Below are 23,455 nucleotides of genomic sequence, written 5' to 3' on the forward strand. Positions count from 1 at the left end.
CCGGGAGACCTCCATGACTCAACGCATCATTCCGCTGTCGGAGTGCCCGCAGTTTGCCGATGTGTGCGCCGCCTGGGCCTTCGGCCAATGGGGCTCACAGCGCGGCGGTTCGCTGGAGCGCACCCAGCTGCGCTTCGCCCAATGCAGCCGGCCAAGCGACGATCACCTGACGCTGATGATGATCGACGGCGATCGTCCGGTGGGCATGGCCAGCCTGTGGCCCAGCGACGACCATCAACGCCAGGATCTCACTCCGTGGCTGGCCGGCGTTTTTGTGCATCCCGATCACCGCCGCAAAGGCATTGCCCACCGCCTGGAGATGGCGATCGTCGAAGCGGCGCGACAGCGCCATCACTCGGTTTTGCATCTCATCACCGACAAATCTGAAGCGCTGTACGCCGGCTGGGGTTGGCAGCCTCTGGAACGCCGGCGGCAGCATGACGAAGACGTGGTGGTGATGGCGAAAACGCTGTAGTTAGCGCGGCGTACAGACATACACCAGCGCCGGCGGGAAGTTGCGTACCACCCGCAGGCGCTTCCAGTGAAAATAGCGGGACAGCAATTTCTCCGACAGGGGGCTGTATTGAAACAACACCAGCGTGCCGTTGCGCGCCAGCAGCCGCTGCCGGGCCTGCTGAAGAATGCGCACGCTGATCCTGACTGGGATCGACAGCAGCGGCAGGCAGGAAAACACCACGTCGTAATCCGTGGCCATCTGGGTCGCCGAATGGCCCATCACCTGCAGCCGCCGATCGTCTATCCCGCGCAGCCGATGCACGAAATGGGGTTGGATCTCGAAAGCCTCCAGCGCCGCATCGGCGCGCATCCGCCCCAAAATGCGTTTGGTCAGTACACCGTCCGCCGCCCCCAGTTCCGCGATCGACAGCGCCCGAGTCCATTCAACCTGGTTCAGCATCGCCTGGCACAGCCACGGGGAAGAAGGCGCCAGCGTACCGACGGTACGCGGTGAAGCCATAAATTGCTGCAGGTAAGCGAAGTGATTCATCAGTTGCAGTCGGGTCGCATTTAACATTGAGGCCTCCTTGGGTTAAGCCCTCAATGTGAGCCGAATATCTTAAGTAATCATTAACATGATTCCGAAAGCGGCGGACACAGTTGTAATAAAATGCAACCTCATCAGCGGCAGGCAAAGAAAAACGGCCGTAATAATGACCTGAGAATAAGCCGTTGATGCACCGCCTGTTCAGATAATTATTGCGACCGTTTATTTTATTGGCCGCGTTGCCGCGGCCAGAGCGTAAAAAAGCGAACGCTTAGCGATAAATTTCCGCATTGCCGCGCCAGTTGCTGGAGTCCCCGGGGGTGTCCAGACCGATAATGCGGTAATGGCTGGCGCCATCCGCCGCGGCTTTTTCTTTCAGGGCGGTGACGGCATCATGCGGTGAGCCGCTAATGCCGGAAACCGACACCACGCCGAGGCTTTGCAGATTGGCGGCCTGTTCACTGTTGACCTGTTTCACCGACGACAGCGGCGCGGCGAAAGTGGAGAAGGAAGCGGCGGCGATCAATACGGCTGCGATGCTTGGGATAAGTTTCATGATTGACTCCAGGTGTTCTTGTTTATTAGCTCGTTGTCAGTGATGTTAATTATCCGCTAGCCAATGAAAACGGACGTCATGCAACGTAAAGAACATCAATCATTGTGAGGAGAATAAGGAGGATGTGAGAGCGAGTGTGTATTTTCAGGCAGGAATGACTTTATAAAGCTCACCTTACCGCTATTTGATGAACAATTAAAGACGGGGCGAAAGAAAGAACGCGCGCCGCCGCTATTTAAGATTTTTTACCCGCCGAGGCGCGCTGAGCTACGCTGATTTTGTGGCTTACCCTTTTAAGGAAGAACGCTTATGTCGCAAAACCTGCTGCGCGTGCGTGACGGTCAGGGCGCTTCGGTCTCATTTTCCGAGCTGCTGTTCGATCTGATCTACGTTTTCGCCGTAACCCAACTTTCCCACTATCTGTTGCATCACCTGACGCTGACCGGCGCGCTGGAAACCCTGCTGCTGTGGTTCGCCGTCTGGCTGGCCTGGCAATACACCGCCTGGGTCACCAACTGGTTCAATCCGGATACCCGTCAGATCCGCCTACTGCTGTTCGCTATCATGCTGCTGGGGCTGTTCGCCGCCGCCGCACTGCCGCAGGCATTTGGCGAGCGCGGCCTGATCTTCGCGCTGTTCTATGTCGCCATTCAGGTCGGGCGCTCCGTCACGGTGCTGCGCCTGCTGGCACCCGGTCATCCGTTAAAACAAAACTTTCGCCGCATTCTCGGCTGGCTGTGCATCTCCGCCGTCTTCTGGATCGCCGGTGGGCTGGCGGAAGGCAACGCCCGCCTGGCGCTGTGGGCGATCGCCGTCTTGTGCGAATACGTCTCGCCGATGTTCGGCTTCCGGCTGCCGGTGCTGGGGCGCTCGGACAGCAGCAGCGAATGGACCATCGAGGGTCACCATCTGGCGGAGCGCTGCCAGCTGTTCGTGATCGTGGCGCTGGGGGAAACCATTCTGATCACCGGCGCCACCCTGAGTGAGATAGAAAGCTGGAGCCTGCCGGTGCTCATCGCCTCGTTGGTGGCCTTTCTCGGCAGCCTGGCGATGTGGTGGGTTTACTTCGACACCAGCAGCAAAGCCGGCAGCCACGCCATCAGCCAGGCGGAAAACCCCGGCCAGCTGGGCGCTTATTTCCATTACGTCCACGTCGCGCTGGTGGGCGCCATCATCGTCTGCGCCGTGGCCAACGAGCTGGTGATCGCCCATCCCGACGGCCGCATCCAACACGCCACGGCGGTGGTGCTGCTGCTCGGTCCGGCGCTCTACCTGTTCGCCAACGCGCTGTATAAACGGCTGGTGTATCATCGCTTCCCGCTGTCGCACCTGGTGGGGCTGCTGGCGCTGGCGGCATTGGCCCCCATCGCCTATTTAACCGATCTGCTGATGGTCAATGGCCTGACGACGCTGATCATGGTGGTGGTGGCGGTGTGGGAGAGCATCTCGCGCGGCAGAGCGCCGCAGCGGCACGCGGAAGCCTGAAGCAAACGGGGGCGTCACCGCCCCCGCTGTGAGATTGATGACAAACCTCATGCCATTGCCGGGTTTGCAGAGAGCAGCGGATAAAAAAACAAGGAAAATCAATTTATTGATTTTCGGCTGATGGCCACAAAGGAGGAAAAACCACGTTTTTTCCTCCTTTGTCAACGGCCTGACGGGGGCGCTATCGCCCCCGCTGTTTGTCACTTCAAAGGCTGCGGCAAGGTGAGCACCCAGAGCTCGCTCAGCGATTCCGGCTGCTCCAGCGGGCGCAATTCGATGCGGGCGTCGGTCTTGTCGCCGTCGAGGCTCAACCGCCCTTCTTTCTCCAGCTGATAGTCACCGATTTTCTTGCTCTTTGGCGACGCATCCACCAGCTTCGCCTGCAAGCCGAAATCGTTGTCGTTGATCACCGCCAGCGTGCGATCGTCGATCAGCGCCAATCCTTCCGCTTTCTCCTGGCGCCAGCCCAACTGGCGCAGGTCCGCCACTTCCCGTTTCTGCGCCAGCTTCACGCCGCGTTTGGCGAGATCTTTCGCATCGTCGAACTCCAGCGCTTTCCCCTGGCCGTCAAACGCGCTCAGATCGCTGGCCTGCGCGAGATCCACCAGATAGATCTTGTTGATCATCGTCTTGTCTTTACCGGTTCCTTGCTCAATCAACAGGATGCGCTGATTGTCCAACGCCACGACATCGCCAATCTTGGCGTCTTTGGCTTTTTTATAGCTATCGATATCGATGGGATAGCCGTACATGGCGGTTTTGCCACTGCGCGGATCGAAGCTCACCAGCCGGGTAAACTGCGCCTTGTTTTTGCTTTTGCCATCGACATCCAGCGTGCTCTGCACCGCCGCCAGAATGCGCCCATCCGGCATTCGGGTCAGCCCCTCAAAACCGCGGTTGGGCTGGCGCCACTTCAGGATGTTCGGCAAACCGCTCGCCACCGCCTGCTCGCCGGCCTGCGGCGTTGGGCCGTATTTGGCGAGAATTTTACCTTTACCGTCGACATGGATCAGAAACGGGCCGTACTCGTCACACAGCCAATAGCCGCCGTTGCCGTCACCGATGATGCCTTCGGTATCTAACCCGCGGCGATCGCCGGACAGTGGTTGCAACGCATCATTCAACGCCACTTCATTCGTGGAACCAATCAGCTCGCCTGGCAGCGGCAGCCCGCTGATCGGCCCTTTTTCGTCATGCAAGGGCCGCGCATTCTCGGCCACGGCCTTGCCGCCGCCAATACGAATGTCCATCAACAGGGGCACGAATTGCGGATTGGCGAAAATCTTGGCTTCTTGCTTGCCCACCGCAGGGGCATCGGCATTCGGGCCGCGATCGGTCAACGTCGTCAGCACCAGATCGTCGCCCTGCTTGCGATTGAACGTCAGCCCTGAGCCGATCCCCACCGGCAGTCCCTGCGGGAAATTCTTGGCGAACGCCCCCTGATAGGCGACGCGTTCCCCACCGGGGAAGCCGACCACATAACGCGCCACCTCAATGTCGGCAGCGTGAGCCAATACAGGAAACAGTGAAGCCAACAGCAGGGAGAGCGATTTTATTTTCATGGTTTTTACCCGAGGTTGAATGAAGCGTTATCAGGCAGAAGAAGATATTAATTTAGCATGACACTTAGATGACAACAGGCCATTCGTCAAATGCACAATCGGTAATAAGGTTGGCTGGCAAATAGAAATTAGCAATTAACCTGAGCGTATTGAATGGAGAAAACCGCTGGAAAAAATCGCCCGAAAATAGCCCACCATTACGCTTAGGGTAAATTCTTATGGCAAAGATAAAAAAAACGGCAAACACGCGCCGGCACGGCAAAAAACGGTGTTTTTCTCATAGACAAAATAAAATACCGGGGATTTAATACCGCCGTTATTCAAGGTGCATTAAGAAAATTCTATAGAATATCTGCATGAACTGAAAAAGCTGTTCTATAGTTTTTAGTGCTAACGCCCGTTAGTCAATTCCGCAGGATGGAATCTATGTCAAAGCGACTTTTTGCCGAATTTTTTGGCACATTTTGGTTGGTGTTTGGTGGTTGTGGTAGCGCAGTATTAGCAGCGGCATTCCCACAACTGGGTATTGGTTTCCTCGGCGTCGCGCTCGCTTTCGGTTTGACCGTGGTGACGATGGCCTATGCCGTCGGCCATATTTCCGGCGGGCACTTTAACCCGGCGATCACCGTCGGCTTATTCGCCGGTGGCCGTTTCGCGGCGAAAGACGTGATCCCTTACGTTATCGCTCAGGTGATCGGCGGTATCGCCGCAGCGGCGGTGCTGTATTTGATCGCCAGCGGCAAAGCCGGTTTCGACGCCACCGCAGGCGGTTTCGCCTCCAACGGTTACGGCGAACACTCTCCAGGCGGTTACTCTCTGCAATCAGCAATCGTGATTGAGCTGGTGCTGACGGCCTTCTTCCTGATCGTTATTCATGGCGTGACCGATAAGCGCGCGCCGGCAGGCTTTGCCCCGTTGGCGATCGGCCTGACGCTGACCCTGATCCACCTGATCAGCATCCCGGTGACCAACACCTCCGTCAACCCGGCGCGCAGCACCGGCGTAGCGATCTTCCAGGGCACCTGGGCGCTGCAGCAGCTGTGGGTATTCTGGCTGGTGCCGCTGGTCGGCGGCATTATCGGCGGCCTGATCTACCGCTGCCTGCTGGAAGACAAAAAATAAGCGCATCGCAGCCGAAGCGTTTCACGGGGCAGCCTTCATCGGCTGCCCCGTTGCTTTCAGCCCTTCGTCACTTCAAACATCATGATATCGCTGGTAAAGGAGCCATCCGGCTGAATGGCGAAGTGCGCCGCCACCTCCTGCGACACGCTTTGCTGCAGCGCACGGATCGCGGTCACGAAATGCGCCGGCGTGCGCATACGCGCCACCCAACTGCCAAACTCCAGCATCAACCGATCCGACGTCACCCCGCGCACCACCAGCCCGGCCTCGGTCAATAATGCCAGCCACTCGCCCGGCGCATAGTTGCGCACGTGTGAGGTGTCGCGCAGCACCTCCACGGTTTGCAGGTAGATATCCAACAGCGGATGCCCCGGCGAGACCACGTCCATCAAGATCGCTCTGCCGCCCGGCTTGAGTACCCGCCTGACCTCACGCAGCGCCTGGCCGACGTCGTGCCAGTGGTGCGCCGAATAGCGGCTGATGACCAGATCGAAGCCGGCGTCTTCAAACGGCAAAGACTCCGCCACGCCCTGCTGCAGCTGAATGTTGTTCAGGCCTTTTTCCGCCGCCGCCTGCTCCACCACCGCCAGCATCTGCGCCGACAGATCGTAGGCCACCACCTGCGCCACCCTGGCCGCCGCCGTGAAGCTGGCATGCCCGGCGCCGCAGCCCAGATCGAGCAGGCGCGCGCTGGCGTGCGGTTCCAGTAACTGTGCAAGGCGTTGCAAATCCTTGCCCTGCGCGTGTACCGCGCTGGTTAAGTAGGCGTTGGCCTGCTCGCCGAACTGCCGGTCTACTGCGTTTTTATGGCTGTTGCTGATGCTCATGTTTGCTCCCGTTATTATCCGGCTTGCGCCTGTGCCTGAAGGCTTTCGGCTACTATAATCAGGCTACTATACGGGTACAATATGAGCAGTTATCCTGGTATAAATAGGTACCACGCTATGTCATCAGAAGCCTTATCCGGGCCAAAGGCCCTCGGCGCTTTCCTGCGCGCGCACCGCGAACGCATCACGCCGGAAATGCTAGGCCTGCCCAGTTCCTCGCGCCGTCGCACCAGCGGCCTGCGGCGCGAAGAGCTGGCGCAAATCAGCGGCATCAGCGCCACCTGGTATACCTGGATCGAACAGGGCCGCGAGGTGTCCATTTCCCCCTATACGTTGGCACGCATCGCCAAGGCGCTGCGGCTCGGCCCCGCCGAACGCCACTACCTGTTTACCCTGGCGCGCGTCGCCGACCCCGAGCAGGAAACGCACCGAGAAACCGCCAACGACGCGGTGCTGCAAAGCGTGCACCAGATGACGGTGCCCTGCTACCTGCTGGACGTGACCTGGAACGTCGTCGCCTGGAACCCACAGGCGGCGGCGCTGTTCAGCGGCTGGCTAGATGTGGCCAACAGCCCCAATCTGCTGCACTTCATGTTCTTCCACCCGCTGGCGAAAACGCTGGTCAGCGATTGGGAAGAGCGCGCTCGCCGCGTGGTGGCCGAATTCCGCGCCGAAACCAGCCATCATCAAAACACTGAAGAGATGCGCGCCTTCGTGCGCAACATGACGCACAACAGCGCGGACTTTAATCACTGGTGGAAACAGCATGACGTGATGGCGCGCGAAGGCGGCGAGCGCGCGTTCGAGCACCCTCAGCAAGGTGCGCTGCGCTATCGCCAGCTCACCTTCCATCCGGCGGAGCACGGCGGTCTGAAGCTGGTGATGCTGATCCCGCTGCCGTAATTGGTAACAAATTCATAGACAGGTTTACCCGCCATTTATTTATTGGTTCATGTAAACGCGCTAGGGTGATTGTTACCGATGACAACGATCATCCAGCACCGTTTTTTATCTCCCGAGGTACGCCTATGCAATCCGAAGAACAACGCCTTATCGATGGTCTGTTTGGCCGCCTGAAAGAAGCCGAGACCAAGACGGGCCCACGGGATCTCCAGGCAGAACAGCAAATTAATCAGCATATTCGCGAGCAGCCTTCCGCCCCTTATTACATGGCGCAGGCGATGATCATTCAGGAAGCGGCGCTCAAACAGATGGACCAGCGAGTCAAAGAGCTGGAAGCCCAGGTCGCGCAGCTGCAGCAAACCGCCAACGGCCAACAGAGCAGCGGCGGCTTCCTGGCCGGCCTGTTCGGCGGCGGCAGCCGCAGTACGCCAAGCCCGCGTGAACAGTATCAGGCGCAGCAGCAAAATACGGCGGCCTGGAACAACGTGCAGCAGGGGGGCTACTCGCAGCCGCAGCAGCCTGCCTATGCCCAACCGCAGCAGGCGGCGCCTTCGCGCGCCGGCGGCTTCCTGGGTGGAGCATTGCAAACCGCGGCGGGCGTCGCCGGGGGCGTGGTATTGGCCGACATGCTGACCGGCATGTTCCGCCATTCGCAGCCGCAGGAAATCGTGAATATTATCGAAGAAACCCCGGCGCCGCTGGACGACAGCGCGATGCGCAATTTCGACGCCTCCAACAACCTTGATACCTTCAACAACGGCGACGGCGGCAGCTTCCTGAATCAGGACAACGCCTTCCAGAATGCCAACGACCAGGATGACACGGACTACGCCGACGACGATTACAACGACGACGACGATTCCTTCCTGTAATGCCCCTATCCCCCTCTCACTCGCAGAGGGGGATTTCCCGTTTCGCCGATCTGGACTACAGTGAACGCTGTCCATTTATCCGGCCAGGAGAAACGATGCAGAGCTTTAATCCTACCGCCCCTTTTTTTAGCGAACGCCTGCAGATGCGGCCGCCGGTGATGGCGGACCTCGAACGTTTCTACGCCATCTTTGGCGATCCGCAAACCCAACGCTTCAACCCCGCCGGCCCGCTCACCAGTGAAGCGCAGGCCGCTTCGGCGCTGCAGGACCGGCTCGCCGGCTGGCGGCAACACGGCTACGGCTCCTGGGCGCTCGCCCTGCGCGAACGGCCGGATTGGATTATCGGGTTTGGCGGGTTGTCCTGGAAACCGCTCGGCGCGCAGCGCACCGTCAACCTCGGCTATCGCTTCGACACCCGCGTGTGGGGCATGGGGCTGGCCACCGAGATGCCGCGGGCTTCATTGCAATACGGTTTTATCGGGCTGGAGGTGGGCGAGATTTCCGCCATTGTGCGCGCAGAGAATCAGGCTTCGTGGCGAGTGCTGGAAAAAATTGGCATGCAGCGTGTGGATACGCTGGATGACGTGCCCGGCGCGGCGCCGAGCCTGGTGTATACGCTAAAGCGCGGCGACTATCAGGGCTGATTGTCGCTGATTTTGGCCAACGCCATGCGGTAAGATTTGACCTTCTGACGCTTTTTCAGCCAGGTGGTGGTAGAAACGATGAACACCGCGCCCGACATCGCCAACACCCCTGTCGGGTGGCCGTAAAACACCATCAAGGCAAAGTACACGGCGGAAACGATCGCCACCCATTTTGCCGTATTGCCCATGTCGTTCTTCTCCTGGGTCAAACGGCGGATGTGCTCTTCTTCACTGATTCCCATACGCGCTCCTTGTTGGCTGATCGTTCCATTATATGGAGCTGGGGTGTTGATATTTCAAGCGGTTGGATGGTAAAGATGCGTAAAGCTCAGGCCGGCGGTTCCCGCCGCCGGGGCAGATAGCGCCCGGGCTGGTCGGTGCCCGGCAAATCGGTGCCGTCGTTACGGCCAAACAGCCGGTAGCGATTGCCGGCGACCGCATCGTAGACCTTGTCCGCCAGCCGCGGCGGCAGGTAACGCGCCAACGCCAGTACGCGGTACGGCCACCCCAATTGACGCAGCGCCTGGAACAGCGCCGCCGAACGCAGCCAATAATGCCCCTGCTCAACATAGACCACGGAATCGTAACGATCGGTCGGCAACCCCAACGCCTGCAGGATCGCCTGCCCTTCGACGGATTGCACCGTCGCCAACAGAATGCGCCGCTGTCGATCGGCGCGAATAAGATACCTCACCAGCCCGTGACACAGATTGCATGCGCCGTCGAACAACAGCGCGCGATCGCCGGGCTGGAGATAGGGCAATGGTGATAAAGGGGTCATCCCGCCTCCCGTTAAACGCACGCCTTAGCCTAACGCGCCTTGAGCGTGCGAACCAGAGCGGGATGACGGTTCGTTAACGCGCAGGCGGGGCGTCAGGCACGGCCACCACCGCGACGCGCACTTCGTAATGTTTGGCGCTGCCCGCCGGGATTACCGCCGTCAGTTTGTTGATGGTTTCCACCGGATTGTCGCTGGCCGAGGTGGCGCAGAACAATTCACCGCCGTGGCAGAACCCCGGCTTGGGCGGGTGCCCGCCCGGGAAAGGCGGCATGCGCATCGGTTCATCCGCCGCAGGCGGCAACGCTTTGGCCGCAGGCGCCTCGGGGGCCGACATCGCGCTCGCGCTGAACAACAGCGCCATGCCCATGCAGGGCAGCGCCAGGATCTTGATTGCTTGTTTCATTGAATTTGCCTCATTTGCCGGGTTCGGGATTACGCTACCCCGCCCCCGGCCCATGAGAAAGCCGCTTTTCACTACCTTTTCGCCCCGCTACGTTTTGCTTACATCCCGCGTCTAACGTGATGAAAGGCGAAAGGTGGGGTAAAGGACCGTCGTGTTACTTACCGTTAGTCAGCGTGTTGTAGCTGGTCATCAGATTGCGGTAGTCCGGGATATGGTTGGAGAACAGCGTGCCCAGACCTTCGATGTCGTTGCGCCAGTCGCGATGCAGCTCGCAGGCGACGCCGAACCAGGTCATCAACTGCGCGCCGGCAGCTTCCATACGGCTCCAGGCCGACTGACGCGTCAGCTCATTGAAAGTGCCGGAGGCGTCGGTCACCACAAAGACCTCGAAACCCTCATTGAGCGCAGACAGCGCCGGGAATGCCACGCACACTTCGGTCACCACGCCGGCGATGATCAGCTGCTTGCGGCCGGTGGCTTTCACTGCGTTGACAAAATCGTCGTTGTCCCAGGCGTTGATTTGGCCGGGGCGGGGAATGAACGGGGCATCGGGGAATTGGGCCTTCAATTCCGGCACCAGCGGGCCGTTGGGGCCGTTTTCAAAACTGGTGGTCAGAATGGTCGGCAGATTGAAGTACTTCGCTAAATCACCCAGCGCCAGCACGTTATTTTTAAACCGATCGGGATCGATATCGCGCACCAGCGAAAGCAGCCCTGCCTGATGATCCACCAGCAATACGGCGGCCTGGTCCTTGTCGAGGCGCTTGTAATTTGCAGTCATGGTTTTACTCCTGTGGGGGTTGATGTTGCGGATGAAACGCCCCGCCGCTGGGACGGGGCGTTGAGGTTTAAGTGTAGCGCCTGAGCCGGGGAACACGACCCGGCCCAGACGCCAAGGATCAACCGGCGGTCGCTTCGGCGTTCATGCTACCGAACTTGCCGCTGTTGAAATCGCGGAACGCCTGCTGGATTTCCGCGTCGCTGTTCATGACGAACGGGCCGTAGCCGACGATAGGCTCATCGATCGGTTCGCCGCTCAGCACCAGCAGCGCGACGTCGTTGTTGGCTTCGATAGTGATCGAATCCCCCGCCCGGTCGAAACGCACCATTTGGGTTTCGCGCACCACCTCTTCGCCATTGACCAGGATCGCGCCGTGCAGCATCACCAACGCCAGCGTATGGCCTTCTTTCACCGTCAGCGTGGTGGTGTGGCCGGCATTCAGCTTCATATCCCACACGTTGAGCGGGCTGAAAGTGCGTGCCGGGCCGGCGTGGCCGCCAAAGTCACCGGCGATCACCCGCACCTGCCCTGCGCCGTCCGCCAGCGGAACCACCGGAATATCGGCGTTTAGCAGCGTCTGGTAACCCGGCTTGGCCATTTTGTCTTTGGCCGGCAAGTTGACCCACAGCTGCACCATTTCCATAGTGCCGCCCTTGCGCGAGAAGTCCCGCGAATGGAACTCTTCGTGCAGAATGCCAGAGGCGGCGGTCATCCACTGGACGTCGCCGGGGCCAATCACCCCGCCGCTGCCGGTCGAGTCGCGGTGTTCCACTTCGCCCTGATAAACGATGGTCACCGTTTCAAACCCGCGATGCGGATGCTGACCCACGCCGCGGGTGCCGGAGGCAGAGCGGAATTTGGTTGGCGCCGCGTGATCCAGCAGCAGGAACGGGCTCATTTCCGCCCCCAAATCGTTATAAGAGAACAGCGAATTCACCAGGAAACCGTTACCGACCCAATGCGCTTCCGGGCTGTTGTGAATACCGAGGATTTTTTTCATCTTGAACTCCCGTTTCAGACCTCACGGCCTTAAGTTGATGGCAGAAGTTTAATCTGTCGGAGTTTGCTGCAGTAGTAGGCAAGATGTACACTCAGCGTTCTACTGGTAGAACGATAAGGGATACGATGCTGACCGATCTGAACGATCTGTTTTTTTTCGCCAGCGTGGTCGATCACCAGGGATTTGCCCCCGCCGGCCGGGCGCTGGGCATTCCCAAATCCAAGCTCAGCCGCCGCGTGGCGCTGCTGGAAGAGCGGCTGGGCGTGCGCCTGATCCAGCGCTCGACGCGGCGTTTCTCGGTGACCGAGGTCGGCCAAACCTATTACGCGCACTGCAAGGCGATGCTGGTGGAAGCGGAAGCGGCGCAGCAGGCGATCGAACAGACGCGCGCCGAGCCCTGCGGCACGGTGCGCATGTCGTGCCCGGTGGCGATCCTGCACACCCGCGTCGGCAGCATGGTGGCGGCCTTTATGGCCGACTATCCGAAGGTGACGGTGCATCTGGAGGCCACCAACCGCCGGGTGGACGTGGTGGGCGAAGGGTTGGATCTGGCGATCCGCGTGCGGCCGCCGCCGCTGGAAGACAGCGATCTGGTGCTGAAGATCCTGGCGCAGCGCACCTGGTGCGTCGCCGCCAGCCCGGCGCTGGTGCGCACCCTCGGGCCGGCGCGTACGCCGGAAGACCTGCGTAAATACCCGACGCTCGATCTCGGCCCGGCGCGCGGTCAGCACCAATGGCGGCTGACCGGCCCGCTGGGTGAGCGGGTCGAGTGGGAACACACGCCGCGGTTGGTCACCGACGACATGCTGATGCTGCGCACCGCCGCTATCGCCGGCGCCGGCATCGTTCAGCTGCCGGCGATGATGATGCGCGACGACATGCTGCGCGGCGAACTGGTTCAGTTGCTGCCCGGCTGGCAACCGCAAGGCGGCGTGGTGCATGCGGTCTACCCATCGCGCCGCGGTTTGTTGCCAGCGGTGCGGCTGCTGCTCGACTACCTGGGCGAGCAGTTCGCCAGCATTGAAGAAGAGTGATCAGGCGGTGATTTCGATCGCGTTGCCGTCCGGATCGCGGATGACGGCCTCATAGAAGCCGTCGCCGGTCCAGCGCGGCGCGGACAGCAAAATGCCCTCCTGCTGTGCGCGCTGCGCCAACCGGTCGACCTGCTGTTCATCCCCCAGCGACAGCGCGATGTGCGCCCAGCCCACCCGTTCCTCCTGGGCCGGTGCCGGCAACAGCGTCGGCACGCGCATGATCTCCAGCGTCGGCCCGGCCGCCAGGCTGACGAAACGGGAAACGAACCCCGGCCGGTTGCGGCTGACGTACTCCTCACCCGCCTCACCGTTGAAATAGCGCTGCCAAAACGCCAGCTGCGCGTCGATATCACGGGTCCACAGGGCAACATGGGCTATTTTCATCATCATTCTCCGGTCGGTAAATCGCTGTGCCAAACCTGGCCGCCGCCCTGCGCCACCTGCAGCTCGAGCTGCGGGTGCGCGCCGCGCGCCGTCACCAGATGATCCACCCGCCCGGCGGGCAGGAAGGGGTAAGGGGCGTAGGTATTGAGCTTGTCGCGGGTACACAGCACCGCCACGCTGCCGGCACGCGTCAGCAGCCGCTTTTTGAAGGTGGCGTCCTGGTAGCTCAGCGCGGAGAAGCCGCCGTCCGGGGCGTAGGCGCAGATGCCGGTGAACACCAGATCGAAGTGGAAACCGTCTATCTCTTCCGCCGCTTTGGCGTCCACGCAGCCGCCGACCTGCGCATCCAGCTCACCGCCGATCAGGATGGTGCGGATCCCCGGCCGTTCCAGCATTTTGCCGGCGATGCTCAATGCATTGGTCACCACCGTCAAACGCCGATCGCGCGGCAACAGATCCGCCAGATACAGGTGGGTACTGCCGGCATCGAGGAAGATCAGCTGCTCTTCACCGATCAACCCCAGCGCGGTCTGCGCCAGCGTCAGCTTCTCATCGCCGCTGAGCGCCATGCGCATCGCAACGGGGCCTTCGGCCGGCGTCGGCGCCAGCGCACCACCATAGATGCGTTTGCACAGGTTCTGCGCCGCCAGCTGGCGCAGATCGCGGCGGATGGTCGCTTCAGTGGTATTCAACCGTTGCGCCATCTCCAGGGCCAGCACCCGCCCCTGTTGGCGAAGCGCATCGAGAATGGCCTGGTGGCGCTCATTCGGTAACAGTTTGGACATCATGTCAATCCGGTGACGCTAAAGTGATCACAAATGTACACAAACAAACAAAAACGTACAATACAGAGCGAAAGAAAAATCGCCGGGCAGGATTTTCGCCTGCGGGATGTTGGCTATACTGAGGCAAGCGAAGTTACCGCAGACGTAACGGCTTGGACGCTAAGGGAAAACGATGTTATTGACGATCGCAAGGTGGCTGTTTCAACTCCCCGGGAAGCTGTTCGGGCTGATTTTCAAAAATCGCCTGAGGATATTTTTGTTCTTCATGCTGATCGCCGTTGGGGTGCTCGGCGCCAAGCGCTATTTGCGCGCCCACCAATATGACGACGAGTTCAGCCTCGCCGCCCCCACTGATTATAACCGCGCAATAAAGCGCGAAATGCCGCTGCGCGAGGCGCGTGAACAGTGCGGCGGTCCGCTGCATGACAATGCCGGGCAGCCGTGGCCCGCCTCAGCCGGTTATCTGCATCAGCCGACGCGGCTACCCGCGACCGGTCTGCATCGGCTGACGCTGGATAATCAGGGCAACGATTTCGCGGTGCTGGTCAAGCTGGAAACGCCGACGGCGCCGCAACAGCTGGCGGAAGTCTTTATTCCACCCGCCGGCAGCTTCGAGATAAAAATCAATGCGGACGCGGAACACGTCATGAAAATCAAGAACATCAAGACCGGCTGCATGTTCCGCTCCCGACCGTTCAACCTGGATAAACAGAGCGATTGGCGCATGCCGCTGACGCTACAGAAGGACGGCAGCCTGCAGCTGCAGCCGATAGGGGATCGCCAATTCTGATCGGGCGCCGGGCGGAAAAGCCGGCGCCGCGAGGGTTACTTTTTCACCGGGTGATCGCGGCGGAACAGTTTCCAGCTTTCAATTTCCTGCCCACTCGGCAAGGTGCAGGTGGAATACTGGCCTGCCGCATTCTCTTTGGCATTCAGCTTGCCGCCGATTTGGGTGCAGTACACGTCGGCCGGGTTCGCCATGCCGATCGGTTTCACCTGCGGCGGTGGCGGCGCATCGTTGGATTTCACGGAACACCCCTGCAACATCGTCATCCCTGCCAACAGGGAAAGCATCAACGTTTTTTTCATTTTTCCAGCTTATGCAAAAAGAACGGCGGAGCGCTCCGCCGTTCGTTGATCATGAAATAAAGGATTTGCCCTGTTTCAGCACCAGATCGCAGGCTTTTTGCTTCACCTTCTCGGTGATCTGCGAGGTGCCCAGGCTGTTCAGATCCAGGCTCTTGCCTTCGCCGGTCTGCAGCAAGCCGCCCAGGCCCTGCTGATAATCCTGACTCTTGGCGTTTTCGGTGCTGGTGATGCCCAGCTTGCTGAGCAGCTGATCTTTCACCCCTTCAGCGCCGTTAGCCGACAGCACGTTGTTTTTCACGCAGTACTGCAGGATACCGGCGGCATTGGTCATGCTGCTGGAGCTCAATGCCTTGTCGCCACCGTTCAGCAGGCCGGTCAACGAGGAAAGCGACATGCCGCCGCTGCTGTCGCCGCCCGACTTGCTCAGTTCGCCCGCCGCGCTGCTGAGGGAATCCATCAGCCCGGCGGCCTGGGTGGCGCCGCTGGCCAGGGTAGCGGACAGCGCCAAAGCCAGCAGTAAACGATGTTTCGTGATCATAGTGGTGAAACTCCTGTAATAACGGCATGCGATCGGCGCAGCGCGCCGGGATACCCTTCCGACGCCAGCGGCGGCGACAAGTTCCTTTTATCTCGCCGCCGCGCCGTTTTTTTCGGAATTCGGGAAGTTTAGAACTGCCAGCGCAGCCAGGCGAAGAACACGTTGCCGTTGTTATAGGTGCCGGGAATGTAGGTCGCCTGGAACGTCAGCCGCTGATAGCCGATAGAGGCCAGCGGCAGCGGCGCCGGGATGGGAATGTATTTCCAGTTGTCACGCGCGGTGACGCTGGCGGTGAAGCCCAGGCCCAGGCGGAAATCCTTGTCATCCAGCGGGCGCCAGATCTTCTCGTAGGCGTAGCCGCCGATCGGCTCCCACTTGTTGAAGGAGTCCTTGAACGCCATGATGTAGATGCCGTGCCAGTCACCGTCACTGTCGTAGCGGGAGATGCCGTAACCGGCGCCCCACGGGCGCTCGTTGTACTTATCGATATGTTCATCATCGTAAGTCCAACGGTTGTGCCAGGTGATGGCCGGGATATAGAGATCGTGGTTAGGCGAGTTGTTCCAGGTCTCCGCCACGTTATGGGTAAAACGCTGCCATAGACCCGGTTTTTCAGCCTGCGCGGTATTGCCACTTTCTGTACCAACCTCAGCGTAAGAAGGCAGTGCAGGAAATATCAACGCCAGAGAACATGCCAAAAGAGTCCGTTTGAGAAACATCGTAAAGCTCCTGTAAAAATACGGCCGCAGATTTTTACCGATAGCCCAGGCAAGATCAAGCTGTATCTAATTTATCCAACGCCCGTTGTGCTTTGGTTAAGTTTAGCACCGGAAAATTCCCAATAATTCATAACAAACTGTACCGATATCCGCATGCTATCGCCTTTAGGACGGCTAAACCGTGGGAAAAGTCCGCTTTGTCGCACGCGACTCGCGGGCAAGATGCTTGACCAACACATCGACATCGAGACGGTTCACAAACTCCAGAGAATATGAGGAATAGAGGCCGAACACGCGGTTTTGGTGCCCGACCACCACCAGATCGATGCCGGCCTGATGAATGAAATCGCTGACGTCCTTAAAGCGCCGGATGGTGACGATTTGCTTGACCGCAATCGGCGCATCGACGGCGCTCACCAACCGGCTCAGCATCGCCTTGGCGGCGATCACCTCCTGCGCCTGGCGATCTTTGACCAGCGCATCGCTGCCGTACTCCAGCTCCGCATAGTCGGCGTTAAGGTGGCCGACGGTGATGGCAATCGGCAGCCCGCGCACCATCGCCACCGTTTGACGCAGCAACGGCAGCCCATCGCGCTCATCGTGAATCAGTACCAGAATATGTCGATAGCTTTTCATCGCTCTTTCCCCCGTTGGCCAGTGCCACTGGGGCACCACCCTCTTGGTAGGTATACGCCATCTGCGCGCACGTAGAGAAAAGTTTACGTATCACTTCCCAAGGAATGTGATAGCCACCACGTTATATTAACGCCCGCAACGGCGTATTTTAACGCCGGCCCGACGTGGCGCGCACTGCGGCCCCCGTAAAGCAAAGCTGACGAAAACGGGCGAACAAAAAACGCCTGTTGTTAATTTTTTGTTTTTTATTGGTTACTGGATGGTTTCATGAAATAAGCGTGCGGCGGATCACCAAAATCCCCCTTTACGTCAGCTTCGGTTTTTCTTTTCCAGACCCACAGCCGGGTGCTACCAGGCAGGATTTAACGCAGCGTCAAAAGTACCGGATGATTCGCCCTGCATCATGATAAATGCCAATGCGCCGCCGCTTTTCTGTCGATATACCGCCAATGAAAAATACCGTCTCTTCCCAATATTCAATAACCCTACTTTTTATGCATTACTCAATCGCGTAAAGCGCCGAATACAAACCGCCTAATTACCGCCTGCCAGCCGTCTCTTGAACAAGCCGACGCTTTAAATAACTGTTAATGCTAACGACACAACATCGCCAGCAATTTATTTTTGCTGATTTTCGCCTGACAAATTAAAGATAAATAATCCGGAGCAATCAATGAAAATAACTATCGGGTCATTCATTCTGCAACAGCTGCACGCCCTGAAGGTCGATCGTATTTACGGCGTGCCCGGCGACTATAACCTCAGTCTGCTGGAGCTGCTGGAAAGCGACGAACGGCTGGCGTTTGTCGGCAACTGCAATGAATTGAACGCCGCCTACGCCGCCGACGGCTATGCCCGGATGAAGGGCGCCGGCGCGCTGATCGTCACCTACGGCGTCGGCGATCTGGCCGCGCTGTCCGGCATCGCCGGAGCCTATGCCGAATCCTCGCCGGTGGTCTGCATCGCCGGCACGCCGCCGCTGCACGCGATGAAGAATCATCAGCTATTGCACCATACCCTGGGCGACGGCAATTTCGACAACGTCATGAACTGTTTTAAACAATTCACCGTTGCTCAAGCCTTGATTACGCCGGAAAATGCCGCCCAGGAAATCCCTCGCGTTATTTCCCGCGCCTGGATAGAGAAGAAACCGGTCTATTTACAGCTGCCTTCCGATATTTGCGACGTCGAAATTGACGTCGCCGAAGCCGCAGCGGCGCCGCAGTTGCCGGCCAGCGATAAATATAATGTGCAATTAGCGGCAATGGCGCTGTTAACCAAAATAAAACGCGCGCAGCGCCCGATCATGTTGGTCGACCAAATGGTGGATCGCTATCAGCTGCAGCAGCAGGTTATCGAAGTCGCTCATCGCTTTGCCATTCCGCTGACCAATATGCCGACCGCCAAATGCATTATCCCGGAAGATACCGCCGGTTGGATGGGCGGCTACAGCGGCAACCTGTCGCGCCCCGAACTGTATGAACGCATGGCCCACTCGGACTGCGTGCTGAGCTTCGGCGTGCGTCTGGTGGACTCCACCACCGGCTATTTCTCGCAGCAAATTCCCGCCGCCGCTCAGGTGGATATCCAACCGTTCTCGCTGAAGCTGGACAACACCTCCTACCCGGCGGTGGCAACGACGGATCTGCTGCAGGCGCTGCTGGATCTGAGCGAAGACGCGCCGGTACAGCCCCTGGCGCCGCTGCCCGATCCCCGTGAAAAGCTGGCGACGCCGAGCGACGCCCCCATCGACCAGGCCTATCTGTGGCAACGGATCCAGCGATTTATCCGGGCGGATGACGTGGTGGTGGTGGAAAACGGCACCTCGGGCGCCGCCATCGGCGGCATGCGTATGCCGGGCGGCGTCAAGGTAGTCAACCAACCGATCTGGGGCTCGATCGGCTATACCCTGCCGGCGCTGCTCGGCACCCTGATGGCAGCCCCTGAGCGCCGTCACCTGTTGTTCATCGGCGACGGCTCCTTCCAGCTTACCGCACAGGAAGTGTCTACCCTGCTGCGCTGCGAGCAAAAGCCGATCATCTTCCTGATCAACAACGACGGTTACACCATCGAGCGTTATATCCTCGGCGAAAACTCGTCCTACAACGACATCGGCCCGTGGGACTACGCCAAACTGCCGGCGGTGCTGAATACCCAGGCGCAGCCGTTCAGCGTGGCGGTAGAGACCACGCAGCAGCTGGAAATGGCCCTGGAACACGCCTCGCGGCAGGATCGGCTGGCGTTTATCGAGGTGAAAGTGCCGATGATGGACACGCCGCCGGTGATGAAAGAGTTCTGCAACCGCTGCAACAGCTTTAACTTCGGCCTGACCAACCCGCGCCGCAGCGCCTGAGGCGCGATCGCGCCGCCGGTGGTTCAGGCCACCGGCGGCGTTTTCTTTTAGGTTACCCGCCGGCGCGCGCCATGCAGCGCTGGCGGCGTTCGTCCACCCGCTTGGCGAACCAGGCGGTGGTCAGCTTGCGGGTGATTTTCGGGCTTTCCAGCTGGATACCCGGCAGCATTTCGCGTGGCAACTTGCCGCCCGCCAGCGCATAGACCTTCTTATACAGATCGGTATCGGCAAAGTCAGCCGTATCGCCTTTCTCGAGCGCCCGGCGAATGGCGCTGTCGCTCATATTCAGGCGCTTGCCGAGCGTGCGTACCGCCAGCTCGGTCGAGCCGGGCTTGTCGCTGCCGAAGTCGATAAGATCGCCGTCCAGCGCCAGCGGAATAGCGCTCGCCCGGCTGACCGCGTTTTGGAACGCCGCGTTGCGGCTGGCGTACCAGCCGGCGTTGAAGTCGGCAAAGCGGTAAATCGGCCGGCTGTAATCGGCCGGGTACCCCAGCAAATGCATAATGCCGAAGTACATACCGCCGCGCCGGCTGAAAACTTCGCGGCGAATCGAGCCGTCGACCGGATAAGGGTACCCTTTGGCGTGCGCCTCGGCGAAGGCAATGCTCACCTGCATCGGGCCACCGGTATGTACCGGATTTAAATGACCGAACAGCTTCTGCCCCATCGGCACACGGTCGATCATGTCATCGAAGATATCGCTCAGATCCTTCTCGGTGCGCACCTTATCGAGCCGCTCGCTGTAGCTCTGCCCGTTCGACGACGAAATCTTCAACGCGGTGTGCACCAAAAAGTTCGGGATGTGCATCTGATCGGCGCGGCGGTCAATCTCCTTCCAGGCGATCTTCGGCAACCCCGGCACCTGCGGGTTAGCCTGGAACGTTGACTCCTGTTCGGCCACCGCCAGCACCGAACACAGGTTCTCATCGCTCGGCTCAATGCCCTGCGCGGCGAAGGCGGCGGTAATATCGGTGGCCCAGCCCTGACGATCGCCGGCGTTGGCCGGGATCAGCGTCATCAGTCGCGCTTTGACGTCGGCGGGGCGCGCCGTTGGCGCCGTGGTGGTGGTTTTGCTGGTACAGCCCGCCAGCGCCAGCAGCGCGGCCAGGCTCAGCCAACGGAAGGGCTGCGGGTGGAATAAACGAGGTATCGGCATCTTTTCCCTGAACGTGATGACATGAACAGCACTGAAATTAGCCCAGCCGCCGCGCACAATCCAGTATAAAGATATCGCCGCGCCTTTCCGTCAGGCCGCTATGTTCAAACGATCGATAAAGATGTATTTTATATGCATCATATAAATCACTTTGCTTGCCCAGCCAGAGGAGCCCCGTATGGAGCAGCAATTGCTTTGCTATAAAACCCTGCCGGAATGGAACAGCGACACGCTGCCGGAGGCCTTCCGCCAGCGCCATAACACCCAGAGCGGCACCTGGGCGAAGCTCACCGTACTGAGCGGCAGCCTGACGTTCGCCATGATGACCGAGGACGGTGCCACCACCGAGACCTGGCAATTCAGCCCCGAAAGCCAGCCGCCGTTTATCGCACCGCAGCAGTGGCACCGCATCGTTTCCTTCTCGGACGACATGACCTGCCGGCTGGCGTTTTACTGCACGCCGGAAGATTACTACCACAAGAAATACGAACTGACGCGCACCCACTCCGAAGTGATCGAGGCGGCAGCGCGCATCGCGCCGGGCAAGGCGCTGGATCTGGGCTGCGGCGGCGGCCGCAATTCGCTCTATCTCAATCTGAAAGGTTTCGACGTCACCGCCTGGGACAAGCACGCGCCGTCGATAGACCGCCTCAATCAAATCATCGACGCCGAGCAGCTGACCCGCCTAAGCGCCGGAGTGCAGGATCTCAATACCCACCGCTTCAGCGGCGAATACAACTTCATCCTGTCCACCGTGGTGATGATGTTTCTCGAACGCCAGCAAATTCCGCATATCGTGCAAAACATGCAGGACAGCACCGTGCGCGGCGGCCATAACCTGATCGTGGCGGCGATGGATACCGAGGATTATCCCTGCCCGCTGCCGTTTCCGTTCACCTTCAGCCCGGGTGAGCTGAAACGCTATTATCGCGACTGGGAGATCCTCAAATACAACGAGGACGTCGGCCAGTTGCACAAGACCGACGCCGCCGGCAACCGTATCTCGCTGCGCTTCGCCACCCTGCTGGCGCGCAAGCTATAGCGCGTCGTGAAAGATCACCCCCAGCGTGTGGCGTTGGCCGGCGCGTATCCGGCTGACGCCGTGGCGCAGATTGACCCGATAGTAGCCTTTCACTCCCGCCACCGGCCGATGATGCACGGCGAACACCACCGCGTCGCCCTGCTGCAGCGGCACCACTTCCGGCCGGCTCTGCATCCGCGGCCGTTGTTCGGTCAACACGAACTCGCCGCCGGTGAAATCCCGTTCGGGGGCGGAAAGTAAAAACGCCACCTGCAGCGGAAACACCCGCTCGCCGTACAGATCCTGATGCAGGCAGTTATAATCTCCGGCTTCGTAACGCAACAGCAGCGGCGTCGGCCGCCGTTGGCCGGCCCGGTGGCATTCGGCCAGGTAGGCCTCGTGTTCGGCGGGATAGCGCACCGCCTGGCCCAACAAAGCGTTCCAGCGGTTGGCCACCGGCGCCAGCCGTGCATACATCAGGCTGCGCACCTCGGCCACCGGAAGCGGCAGCGGATAGGCGAAATACCGGTACTCGCCGCGGCCAAAGCCGTGCTTCGCCATCACGATGCGGCTGCGGAAATACGCATCGTGCGGGTAGAGCGCCGCCAGCTCGCGGCACAGGTCTTGGCTGAGCACGCCTGGCAACCGCGCGCAGCCCTGCGCATCGAGTTCGCGTTCAATCGCCGCCCAGTCCAATTCGGCCAGCCGCGCCGCCAGCGGGCCGCTCATCGCTGCGCCTCTTTTTCCAGCAAGGCTTGCTTGCGCTCGACGCCCCAGCGATAGCCGGACAAGGCGCCGTCGTTACGCACCACCCGGTGACAGGGGATCGCCACCGCCAGCACGTTGGCGGCGCAGGCGCCGGCCACCGCGCGCACCGCTTTGGGCGCGCCGATGCGCCGAGCGATATCGGCATAGCTGACGGTTTCGCCGACCGGTATCGTCTGCAGCGCCTGCCAGACCCGCTGCTGAAACGCGGTGCCGCGAATATCCAGCGGCAGCGCCAACCCGTTCTCCGGCGCTTCAATCAGCCCCACCACCTGCGCCATCAGCGCTTCATACTGCGCGTCGCCGCCGATCAGCTCGGCATTGGGAAATTTGTCCTGCAGATCCTGCACCAACCGCTGCGCATCGTCCCCCAGCAAAATGGCGCAGATACCCACCTCGCTCTGTGCCGCCAGGATCTCGCCAAGCGAACAGCGCCCGACGGCGAAATGGATGCGCATACCTTTGCCGCCCGCCCGGTAGGCCTTCGGCGTCATGCCCAGCGCGGCGTTGGCTTGCTGGTAGAAGCGGCCGTTGGCGCCATAGCCGGCGTCGAAGATCGCGTCGGTCACCGTATCCTGCTGCGTCAGACCGGTGCGCAGCCGTTGGCCGCGCTGCGCGTCGGCATAGCCTTTCGGCGTCAGGCCGGTGATCGCTTTGAACAGCCGGTGGAAATGGTATTGGCTCAACCCGACGTGGCGCGCCAGCGTCTGCAGCGACGGCGCTTTCTCCGCCCGTTCGATATAGCGGCAAGCCTCGGCTATCTGCCGCGCATGCTGCTCCGTCAACGGCGTCAGCCCCTGGCGGCAGCGTTTGCAGGGCCGATAACCCGCCGCCTCCGCCTGCTCGGCGTCGTCGAACAGCTCCACGTTTTGCCGGTTCGGCTGGCGTGACGGGCAAGAAGGCGAGCAATACACACCGGTGGTTTTCACCGCGTAGATAAAGCGGCCGTCGGCGTGCTTGTCGCGGCTAACGATCGCCAGCCAGCGCGGATCGGCGCTGTCGATTACGTTTTTCATCATCCGTTCCTCACTGGGGT

29 protein-coding genes are annotated in these 23,455 nt (G+C 60.1%); 11 read left to right on the forward strand and 18 right to left on the reverse strand.

Annotated features, from left to right (window positions below):
* Positions 1 to 13 precede the first annotated feature (13 nt).
* On the forward strand, positions 14 to 475 hold the full coding sequence (locus ACYF6X_RS15715) for a GNAT family N-acetyltransferase (RefSeq protein ID WP_063990889.1): 462 nt from the start codon (positions 14 to 16) through the stop codon (positions 473 to 475).
* On the opposite strand, the gene ACYF6X_RS15720 is transcribed toward ACYF6X_RS15715, so the two are convergent.
* Both ACYF6X_RS15720 and ACYF6X_RS15725 read right to left on the reverse strand, forming a co-directional pair.
* Positions 476 to 1,033: a class I SAM-dependent methyltransferase gene (locus ACYF6X_RS15720; RefSeq protein ID WP_130018546.1), complete on the reverse strand. Its 558-nt coding sequence runs from the start codon at positions 1,031 to 1,033 to the stop codon at positions 476 to 478.
* Between the two features lie 241 nt (positions 1,034 to 1,274).
* Entirely contained in the window at positions 1,275 to 1,559 is a 285-nt protein-coding gene (locus ACYF6X_RS15725) for a YdgH/BhsA/McbA-like domain containing protein (RefSeq protein WP_063990888.1), read from the reverse strand.
* 309 nt (positions 1,560 to 1,868) lie between these two features.
* Between ACYF6X_RS15725 and ACYF6X_RS15730 the strand changes: the two genes are divergently transcribed.
* Positions 1,869 to 3,044 carry a low temperature requirement protein A gene (locus tag ACYF6X_RS15730; RefSeq protein ID WP_063990887.1) on the forward strand — a complete coding sequence of 392 codons (1,176 nt, stop codon included), beginning with the start codon at positions 1,869 to 1,871 and terminating at the stop codon, positions 3,042 to 3,044.
* 200 nt (positions 3,045 to 3,244) lie between these two features.
* Here the strand turns inward: ACYF6X_RS15730 and ACYF6X_RS15735 are convergent, their stop codons facing one another.
* Positions 3,245 to 4,606 (reverse strand): esterase-like activity of phytase family protein, encoded by a 1,362-nt coding sequence (locus ACYF6X_RS15735; RefSeq protein ID WP_063990886.1) that lies wholly within the window; start codon positions 4,604 to 4,606, stop codon positions 3,245 to 3,247.
* Between the two features lie 426 nt (positions 4,607 to 5,032).
* On the opposite strand from ACYF6X_RS15735, the gene aqpZ reads away from it, so the two are divergent.
* Entirely contained in the window at positions 5,033 to 5,728 is a 696-nt protein-coding gene (gene aqpZ, locus ACYF6X_RS15740) for an aquaporin Z (protein ID WP_025301712.1), read from the forward strand.
* A 56-nt stretch (positions 5,729 to 5,784) separates the two neighbouring features.
* Here the strand turns inward: aqpZ and ACYF6X_RS15745 are convergent, their stop codons facing one another.
* Positions 5,785 to 6,555 (reverse strand): class I SAM-dependent methyltransferase, encoded by a 771-nt coding sequence (locus ACYF6X_RS15745; RefSeq protein ID WP_130018548.1) that lies wholly within the window; start codon positions 6,553 to 6,555, stop codon positions 5,785 to 5,787.
* 117 nt (positions 6,556 to 6,672) lie between these two features.
* Here ACYF6X_RS15745 and ACYF6X_RS15750 point away from each other — a divergent pair, with 117 nt between their 5' ends.
* The 3 genes from ACYF6X_RS15750 to ACYF6X_RS15760 all read left to right on the forward strand — a co-directional run bounded on the left by ACYF6X_RS15750 (position 6,673) and on the right by ACYF6X_RS15760 (position 8,974).
* Positions 6,673 to 7,458 (forward strand): helix-turn-helix transcriptional regulator, encoded by a 786-nt coding sequence (locus tag ACYF6X_RS15750; protein ID WP_038873182.1) that lies wholly within the window; start codon positions 6,673 to 6,675, stop codon positions 7,456 to 7,458.
* 125 nt (positions 7,459 to 7,583) lie between these two features.
* Positions 7,584 to 8,330, forward strand: a complete 747-nt coding sequence (locus ACYF6X_RS15755) for a DUF2076 domain-containing protein (protein WP_107227163.1) — start codon at positions 7,584 to 7,586, stop codon at positions 8,328 to 8,330.
* A 95-nt stretch (positions 8,331 to 8,425) separates the two neighbouring features.
* Entirely contained in the window at positions 8,426 to 8,974 is a 549-nt protein-coding gene (locus ACYF6X_RS15760; protein ID WP_130018549.1) for a GNAT family N-acetyltransferase, read from the forward strand.
* Here the strand turns inward: ACYF6X_RS15760 and ACYF6X_RS15765 are convergent.
* The 5 genes from ACYF6X_RS15765 to ACYF6X_RS15785 form a co-directional block, all read right to left on the reverse strand.
* Complete coding sequence (locus ACYF6X_RS15765) at positions 8,965 to 9,216, reverse strand: ABC transporter ATP-binding protein (RefSeq protein ID WP_130018550.1); 252 nt, start codon at positions 9,214 to 9,216, stop codon at positions 8,965 to 8,967. The genes ACYF6X_RS15760 and ACYF6X_RS15765 overlap by 10 nt on opposite strands.
* A gap of 86 nt (positions 9,217 to 9,302) precedes the next feature.
* The gene (locus ACYF6X_RS15770) at positions 9,303 to 9,755 is read right to left on the reverse strand and encodes a thiol-disulfide oxidoreductase DCC family protein (RefSeq protein ID WP_107227161.1); all 453 of its coding nucleotides are present in this window, start codon (positions 9,753 to 9,755) and stop codon (positions 9,303 to 9,305) included.
* A gap of 73 nt (positions 9,756 to 9,828) precedes the next feature.
* On the reverse strand, positions 9,829 to 10,158 hold the full coding sequence (locus tag ACYF6X_RS15775; RefSeq protein WP_063990881.1) for a hypothetical protein: 330 nt from the start codon (positions 10,156 to 10,158) through the stop codon (positions 9,829 to 9,831).
* A gap of 154 nt (positions 10,159 to 10,312) precedes the next feature.
* A complete protein-coding gene (gene ycaC / locus ACYF6X_RS15780; RefSeq protein WP_033653308.1) occupies positions 10,313 to 10,939 on the reverse strand; it encodes an isochorismate family cysteine hydrolase YcaC in 627 nt (208 codons plus the stop codon).
* A gap of 118 nt (positions 10,940 to 11,057) precedes the next feature.
* Complete coding sequence (locus tag ACYF6X_RS15785; protein WP_107227160.1) at positions 11,058 to 11,939, reverse strand: pirin family protein; 882 nt, start codon at positions 11,937 to 11,939, stop codon at positions 11,058 to 11,060.
* A 125-nt stretch (positions 11,940 to 12,064) separates the two neighbouring features.
* Between ACYF6X_RS15785 and ACYF6X_RS15790 the strand changes: the two genes are divergently transcribed.
* Positions 12,065 to 12,973, forward strand: coding sequence for a LysR family transcriptional regulator (locus ACYF6X_RS15790; RefSeq protein WP_063990879.1), 909 nt, complete (start codon positions 12,065 to 12,067; stop codon positions 12,971 to 12,973).
* Here ACYF6X_RS15790 and ACYF6X_RS15795 read toward each other — a convergent pair whose 3' ends face one another.
* Together ACYF6X_RS15795 and ACYF6X_RS15800 are read right to left on the reverse strand one after the other, a co-directional pair.
* Entirely contained in the window at positions 12,974 to 13,357 is a 384-nt protein-coding gene (locus ACYF6X_RS15795; RefSeq protein WP_063990878.1) for a VOC family protein, read from the reverse strand.
* 2 nt (positions 13,358 to 13,359) lie between these two features.
* Positions 13,360 to 14,142 carry a DeoR/GlpR family DNA-binding transcription regulator gene (locus ACYF6X_RS15800; RefSeq protein WP_063991168.1) on the reverse strand — a complete coding sequence of 261 codons (783 nt, stop codon included), beginning with the start codon at positions 14,140 to 14,142 and terminating at the stop codon, positions 13,360 to 13,362.
* A 33-nt stretch (positions 14,143 to 14,175) separates the two neighbouring features.
* On the opposite strand from ACYF6X_RS15800, the gene ACYF6X_RS15805 reads away from it, so the two are divergent.
* A complete protein-coding gene (locus ACYF6X_RS15805; protein ID WP_242512579.1) occupies positions 14,176 to 14,466 on the forward strand; it encodes a hypothetical protein in 291 nt (96 codons plus the stop codon).
* Entirely contained in the window at positions 14,408 to 14,932 is a 525-nt protein-coding gene (locus tag ACYF6X_RS15810; RefSeq protein ID WP_242512580.1) for a hypothetical protein, read from the forward strand. The genes ACYF6X_RS15805 and ACYF6X_RS15810 overlap by 59 nt, the downstream gene beginning before the upstream one ends.
* Before the next feature lie 35 nt (positions 14,933 to 14,967).
* Here the strand turns inward: ACYF6X_RS15810 and ACYF6X_RS15815 are convergent, their stop codons facing one another.
* The 4 genes from ACYF6X_RS15815 to ACYF6X_RS15830 form a co-directional block, all read right to left on the reverse strand.
* Positions 14,968 to 15,231, reverse strand: a complete 264-nt coding sequence (locus ACYF6X_RS15815; RefSeq protein ID WP_130018552.1) for a putative hemolysin — start codon at positions 15,229 to 15,231, stop codon at positions 14,968 to 14,970.
* Between the two features lie 49 nt (positions 15,232 to 15,280).
* Positions 15,281 to 15,769 carry a YjjA family protein gene (locus ACYF6X_RS15820; RefSeq protein WP_015376789.1) on the reverse strand — a complete coding sequence of 163 codons (489 nt, stop codon included), beginning with the start codon at positions 15,767 to 15,769 and terminating at the stop codon, positions 15,281 to 15,283.
* Between the two features lie 128 nt (positions 15,770 to 15,897).
* Positions 15,898 to 16,488, reverse strand: coding sequence for a lipid IV(A) palmitoyltransferase PagP (gene pagP / locus ACYF6X_RS15825; RefSeq protein WP_049202316.1), 591 nt, complete (start codon positions 16,486 to 16,488; stop codon positions 15,898 to 15,900).
* A 174-nt stretch (positions 16,489 to 16,662) separates the two neighbouring features.
* Positions 16,663 to 17,124: an adenine nucleotide alpha hydrolase family protein gene (locus ACYF6X_RS15830; RefSeq protein WP_107227156.1), complete on the reverse strand. Its 462-nt coding sequence runs from the start codon at positions 17,122 to 17,124 to the stop codon at positions 16,663 to 16,665.
* Between the two features lie 673 nt (positions 17,125 to 17,797).
* Between ACYF6X_RS15830 and ACYF6X_RS15835 the strand changes: the two genes are divergently transcribed.
* Positions 17,798 to 19,477 (forward strand): alpha-keto acid decarboxylase family protein, encoded by a 1,680-nt coding sequence (locus tag ACYF6X_RS15835; RefSeq protein ID WP_130018553.1) that lies wholly within the window; start codon positions 17,798 to 17,800, stop codon positions 19,475 to 19,477.
* Positions 19,478 to 19,529: 52 nt separating this feature from the next.
* On the opposite strand, the gene ACYF6X_RS15840 is transcribed toward ACYF6X_RS15835, so the two are convergent.
* Positions 19,530 to 20,633 carry a DUF1615 domain-containing protein gene (locus ACYF6X_RS15840; RefSeq protein WP_063990874.1) on the reverse strand — a complete coding sequence of 368 codons (1,104 nt, stop codon included), beginning with the start codon at positions 20,631 to 20,633 and terminating at the stop codon, positions 19,530 to 19,532.
* Positions 20,634 to 20,811: 178 nt separating this feature from the next.
* Here ACYF6X_RS15840 and tehB point away from each other — a divergent pair, with 178 nt between their 5' ends.
* Entirely contained in the window at positions 20,812 to 21,675 is an 864-nt protein-coding gene (gene tehB, locus ACYF6X_RS15845) for an SAM-dependent methyltransferase TehB (protein ID WP_130018554.1), read from the forward strand.
* Here the strand turns inward: tehB and ACYF6X_RS15850 are convergent.
* A complete protein-coding gene (locus tag ACYF6X_RS15850; protein ID WP_130018555.1) occupies positions 21,670 to 22,383 on the reverse strand; it encodes a 2OG-Fe(II) oxygenase in 714 nt (237 codons plus the stop codon). The two genes, tehB and ACYF6X_RS15850, sit on opposite strands and share 6 nt — an antisense overlap.
* Positions 22,380 to 23,435: a bifunctional DNA-binding transcriptional regulator/O6-methylguanine-DNA methyltransferase Ada gene (gene ada, locus ACYF6X_RS15855; protein ID WP_063990871.1), complete on the reverse strand. Its 1,056-nt coding sequence runs from the start codon at positions 23,433 to 23,435 to the stop codon at positions 22,380 to 22,382. Before ada ends, ACYF6X_RS15850 begins: the two co-directional genes overlap by 4 nt.
* Between the last annotated feature and the right edge of the window lie 20 nt (positions 23,436 to 23,455).

Source organism: Serratia sp. ID 25-353, assembly GCF_054792795.1.

Coding starts and splice junctions, on each gene's coding strand:
- ACYF6X_RS15715 (WP_063990889.1), top strand. CDS start 14: ATGACTCAACGCATCATTCCGCTGTCGGAGTGCCCGCAGTTTGCCGAT.
- ACYF6X_RS15790 (WP_063990879.1), top strand. CDS start 12,065: ATGCTGACCGATCTGAACGATCTGTTTTTTTTCGCCAGCGTGGTCGAT.
- ACYF6X_RS15750 (WP_038873182.1), top strand. CDS start 6,673: ATGTCATCAGAAGCCTTATCCGGGCCAAAGGCCCTCGGCGCTTTCCTG.
- ACYF6X_RS15835 (WP_130018553.1), top strand. CDS start 17,798: ATGAAAATAACTATCGGGTCATTCATTCTGCAACAGCTGCACGCCCTG.
- ACYF6X_RS15830 (WP_107227156.1), bottom strand. CDS start 17,124: ATGAAAAGCTATCGACATATTCTGGTACTGATTCACGATGAGCGCGAT.
- ACYF6X_RS15800 (WP_063991168.1), bottom strand. CDS start 14,142: ATGTCCAAACTGTTACCGAATGAGCGCCACCAGGCCATTCTCGATGCG.
- ACYF6X_RS15725 (WP_063990888.1), bottom strand. CDS start 1,559: ATGAAACTTATCCCAAGCATCGCAGCCGTATTGATCGCCGCCGCTTCC.
- ACYF6X_RS15815 (WP_130018552.1), bottom strand. CDS start 15,231: ATGAAAAAAACGTTGATGCTTTCCCTGTTGGCAGGGATGACGATGTTG.
- ACYF6X_RS15730 (WP_063990887.1), top strand. CDS start 1,869: ATGTCGCAAAACCTGCTGCGCGTGCGTGACGGTCAGGGCGCTTCGGTC.
- ACYF6X_RS15770 (WP_107227161.1), bottom strand. CDS start 9,755: ATGACCCCTTTATCACCATTGCCCTATCTCCAGCCCGGCGATCGCGCG.
- ACYF6X_RS15805 (WP_242512579.1), top strand. CDS start 14,176: ATGTACACAAACAAACAAAAACGTACAATACAGAGCGAAAGAAAAATC.
- ACYF6X_RS15810 (WP_242512580.1), top strand. CDS start 14,408: ATGCTGATCGCCGTTGGGGTGCTCGGCGCCAAGCGCTATTTGCGCGCC.
- ycaC (WP_033653308.1), bottom strand. CDS start 10,939: ATGACTGCAAATTACAAGCGCCTCGACAAGGACCAGGCCGCCGTATTG.
- ACYF6X_RS15850 (WP_130018555.1), bottom strand. CDS start 22,383: ATGAGCGGCCCGCTGGCGGCGCGGCTGGCCGAATTGGACTGGGCGGCG.
- ACYF6X_RS15720 (WP_130018546.1), bottom strand. CDS start 1,033: ATGTTAAATGCGACCCGACTGCAACTGATGAATCACTTCGCTTACCTG.
- aqpZ (WP_025301712.1), top strand. CDS start 5,033: ATGTCAAAGCGACTTTTTGCCGAATTTTTTGGCACATTTTGGTTGGTG.
- pagP (WP_049202316.1), bottom strand. CDS start 16,488: ATGTTTCTCAAACGGACTCTTTTGGCATGTTCTCTGGCGTTGATATTT.
- ACYF6X_RS15735 (WP_063990886.1), bottom strand. CDS start 4,606: ATGAAAATAAAATCGCTCTCCCTGCTGTTGGCTTCACTGTTTCCTGTA.
- ACYF6X_RS15745 (WP_130018548.1), bottom strand. CDS start 6,555: ATGAGCATCAGCAACAGCCATAAAAACGCAGTAGACCGGCAGTTCGGC.
- ACYF6X_RS15795 (WP_063990878.1), bottom strand. CDS start 13,357: ATGAAAATAGCCCATGTTGCCCTGTGGACCCGTGATATCGACGCGCAG.
- ACYF6X_RS15820 (WP_015376789.1), bottom strand. CDS start 15,769: ATGATCACGAAACATCGTTTACTGCTGGCTTTGGCGCTGTCCGCTACC.
- ACYF6X_RS15765 (WP_130018550.1), bottom strand. CDS start 9,216: ATGGGAATCAGTGAAGAAGAGCACATCCGCCGTTTGACCCAGGAGAAG.
- ada (WP_063990871.1), bottom strand. CDS start 23,435: ATGAAAAACGTAATCGACAGCGCCGATCCGCGCTGGCTGGCGATCGTT.
- ACYF6X_RS15775 (WP_063990881.1), bottom strand. CDS start 10,158: ATGAAACAAGCAATCAAGATCCTGGCGCTGCCCTGCATGGGCATGGCG.
- ACYF6X_RS15755 (WP_107227163.1), top strand. CDS start 7,584: ATGCAATCCGAAGAACAACGCCTTATCGATGGTCTGTTTGGCCGCCTG.
- ACYF6X_RS15840 (WP_063990874.1), bottom strand. CDS start 20,633: ATGCCGATACCTCGTTTATTCCACCCGCAGCCCTTCCGTTGGCTGAGC.
- ACYF6X_RS15760 (WP_130018549.1), top strand. CDS start 8,426: ATGCAGAGCTTTAATCCTACCGCCCCTTTTTTTAGCGAACGCCTGCAG.
- tehB (WP_130018554.1), top strand. CDS start 20,812: ATGGAGCAGCAATTGCTTTGCTATAAAACCCTGCCGGAATGGAACAGC.
- ACYF6X_RS15785 (WP_107227160.1), bottom strand. CDS start 11,939: ATGAAAAAAATCCTCGGTATTCACAACAGCCCGGAAGCGCATTGGGTC.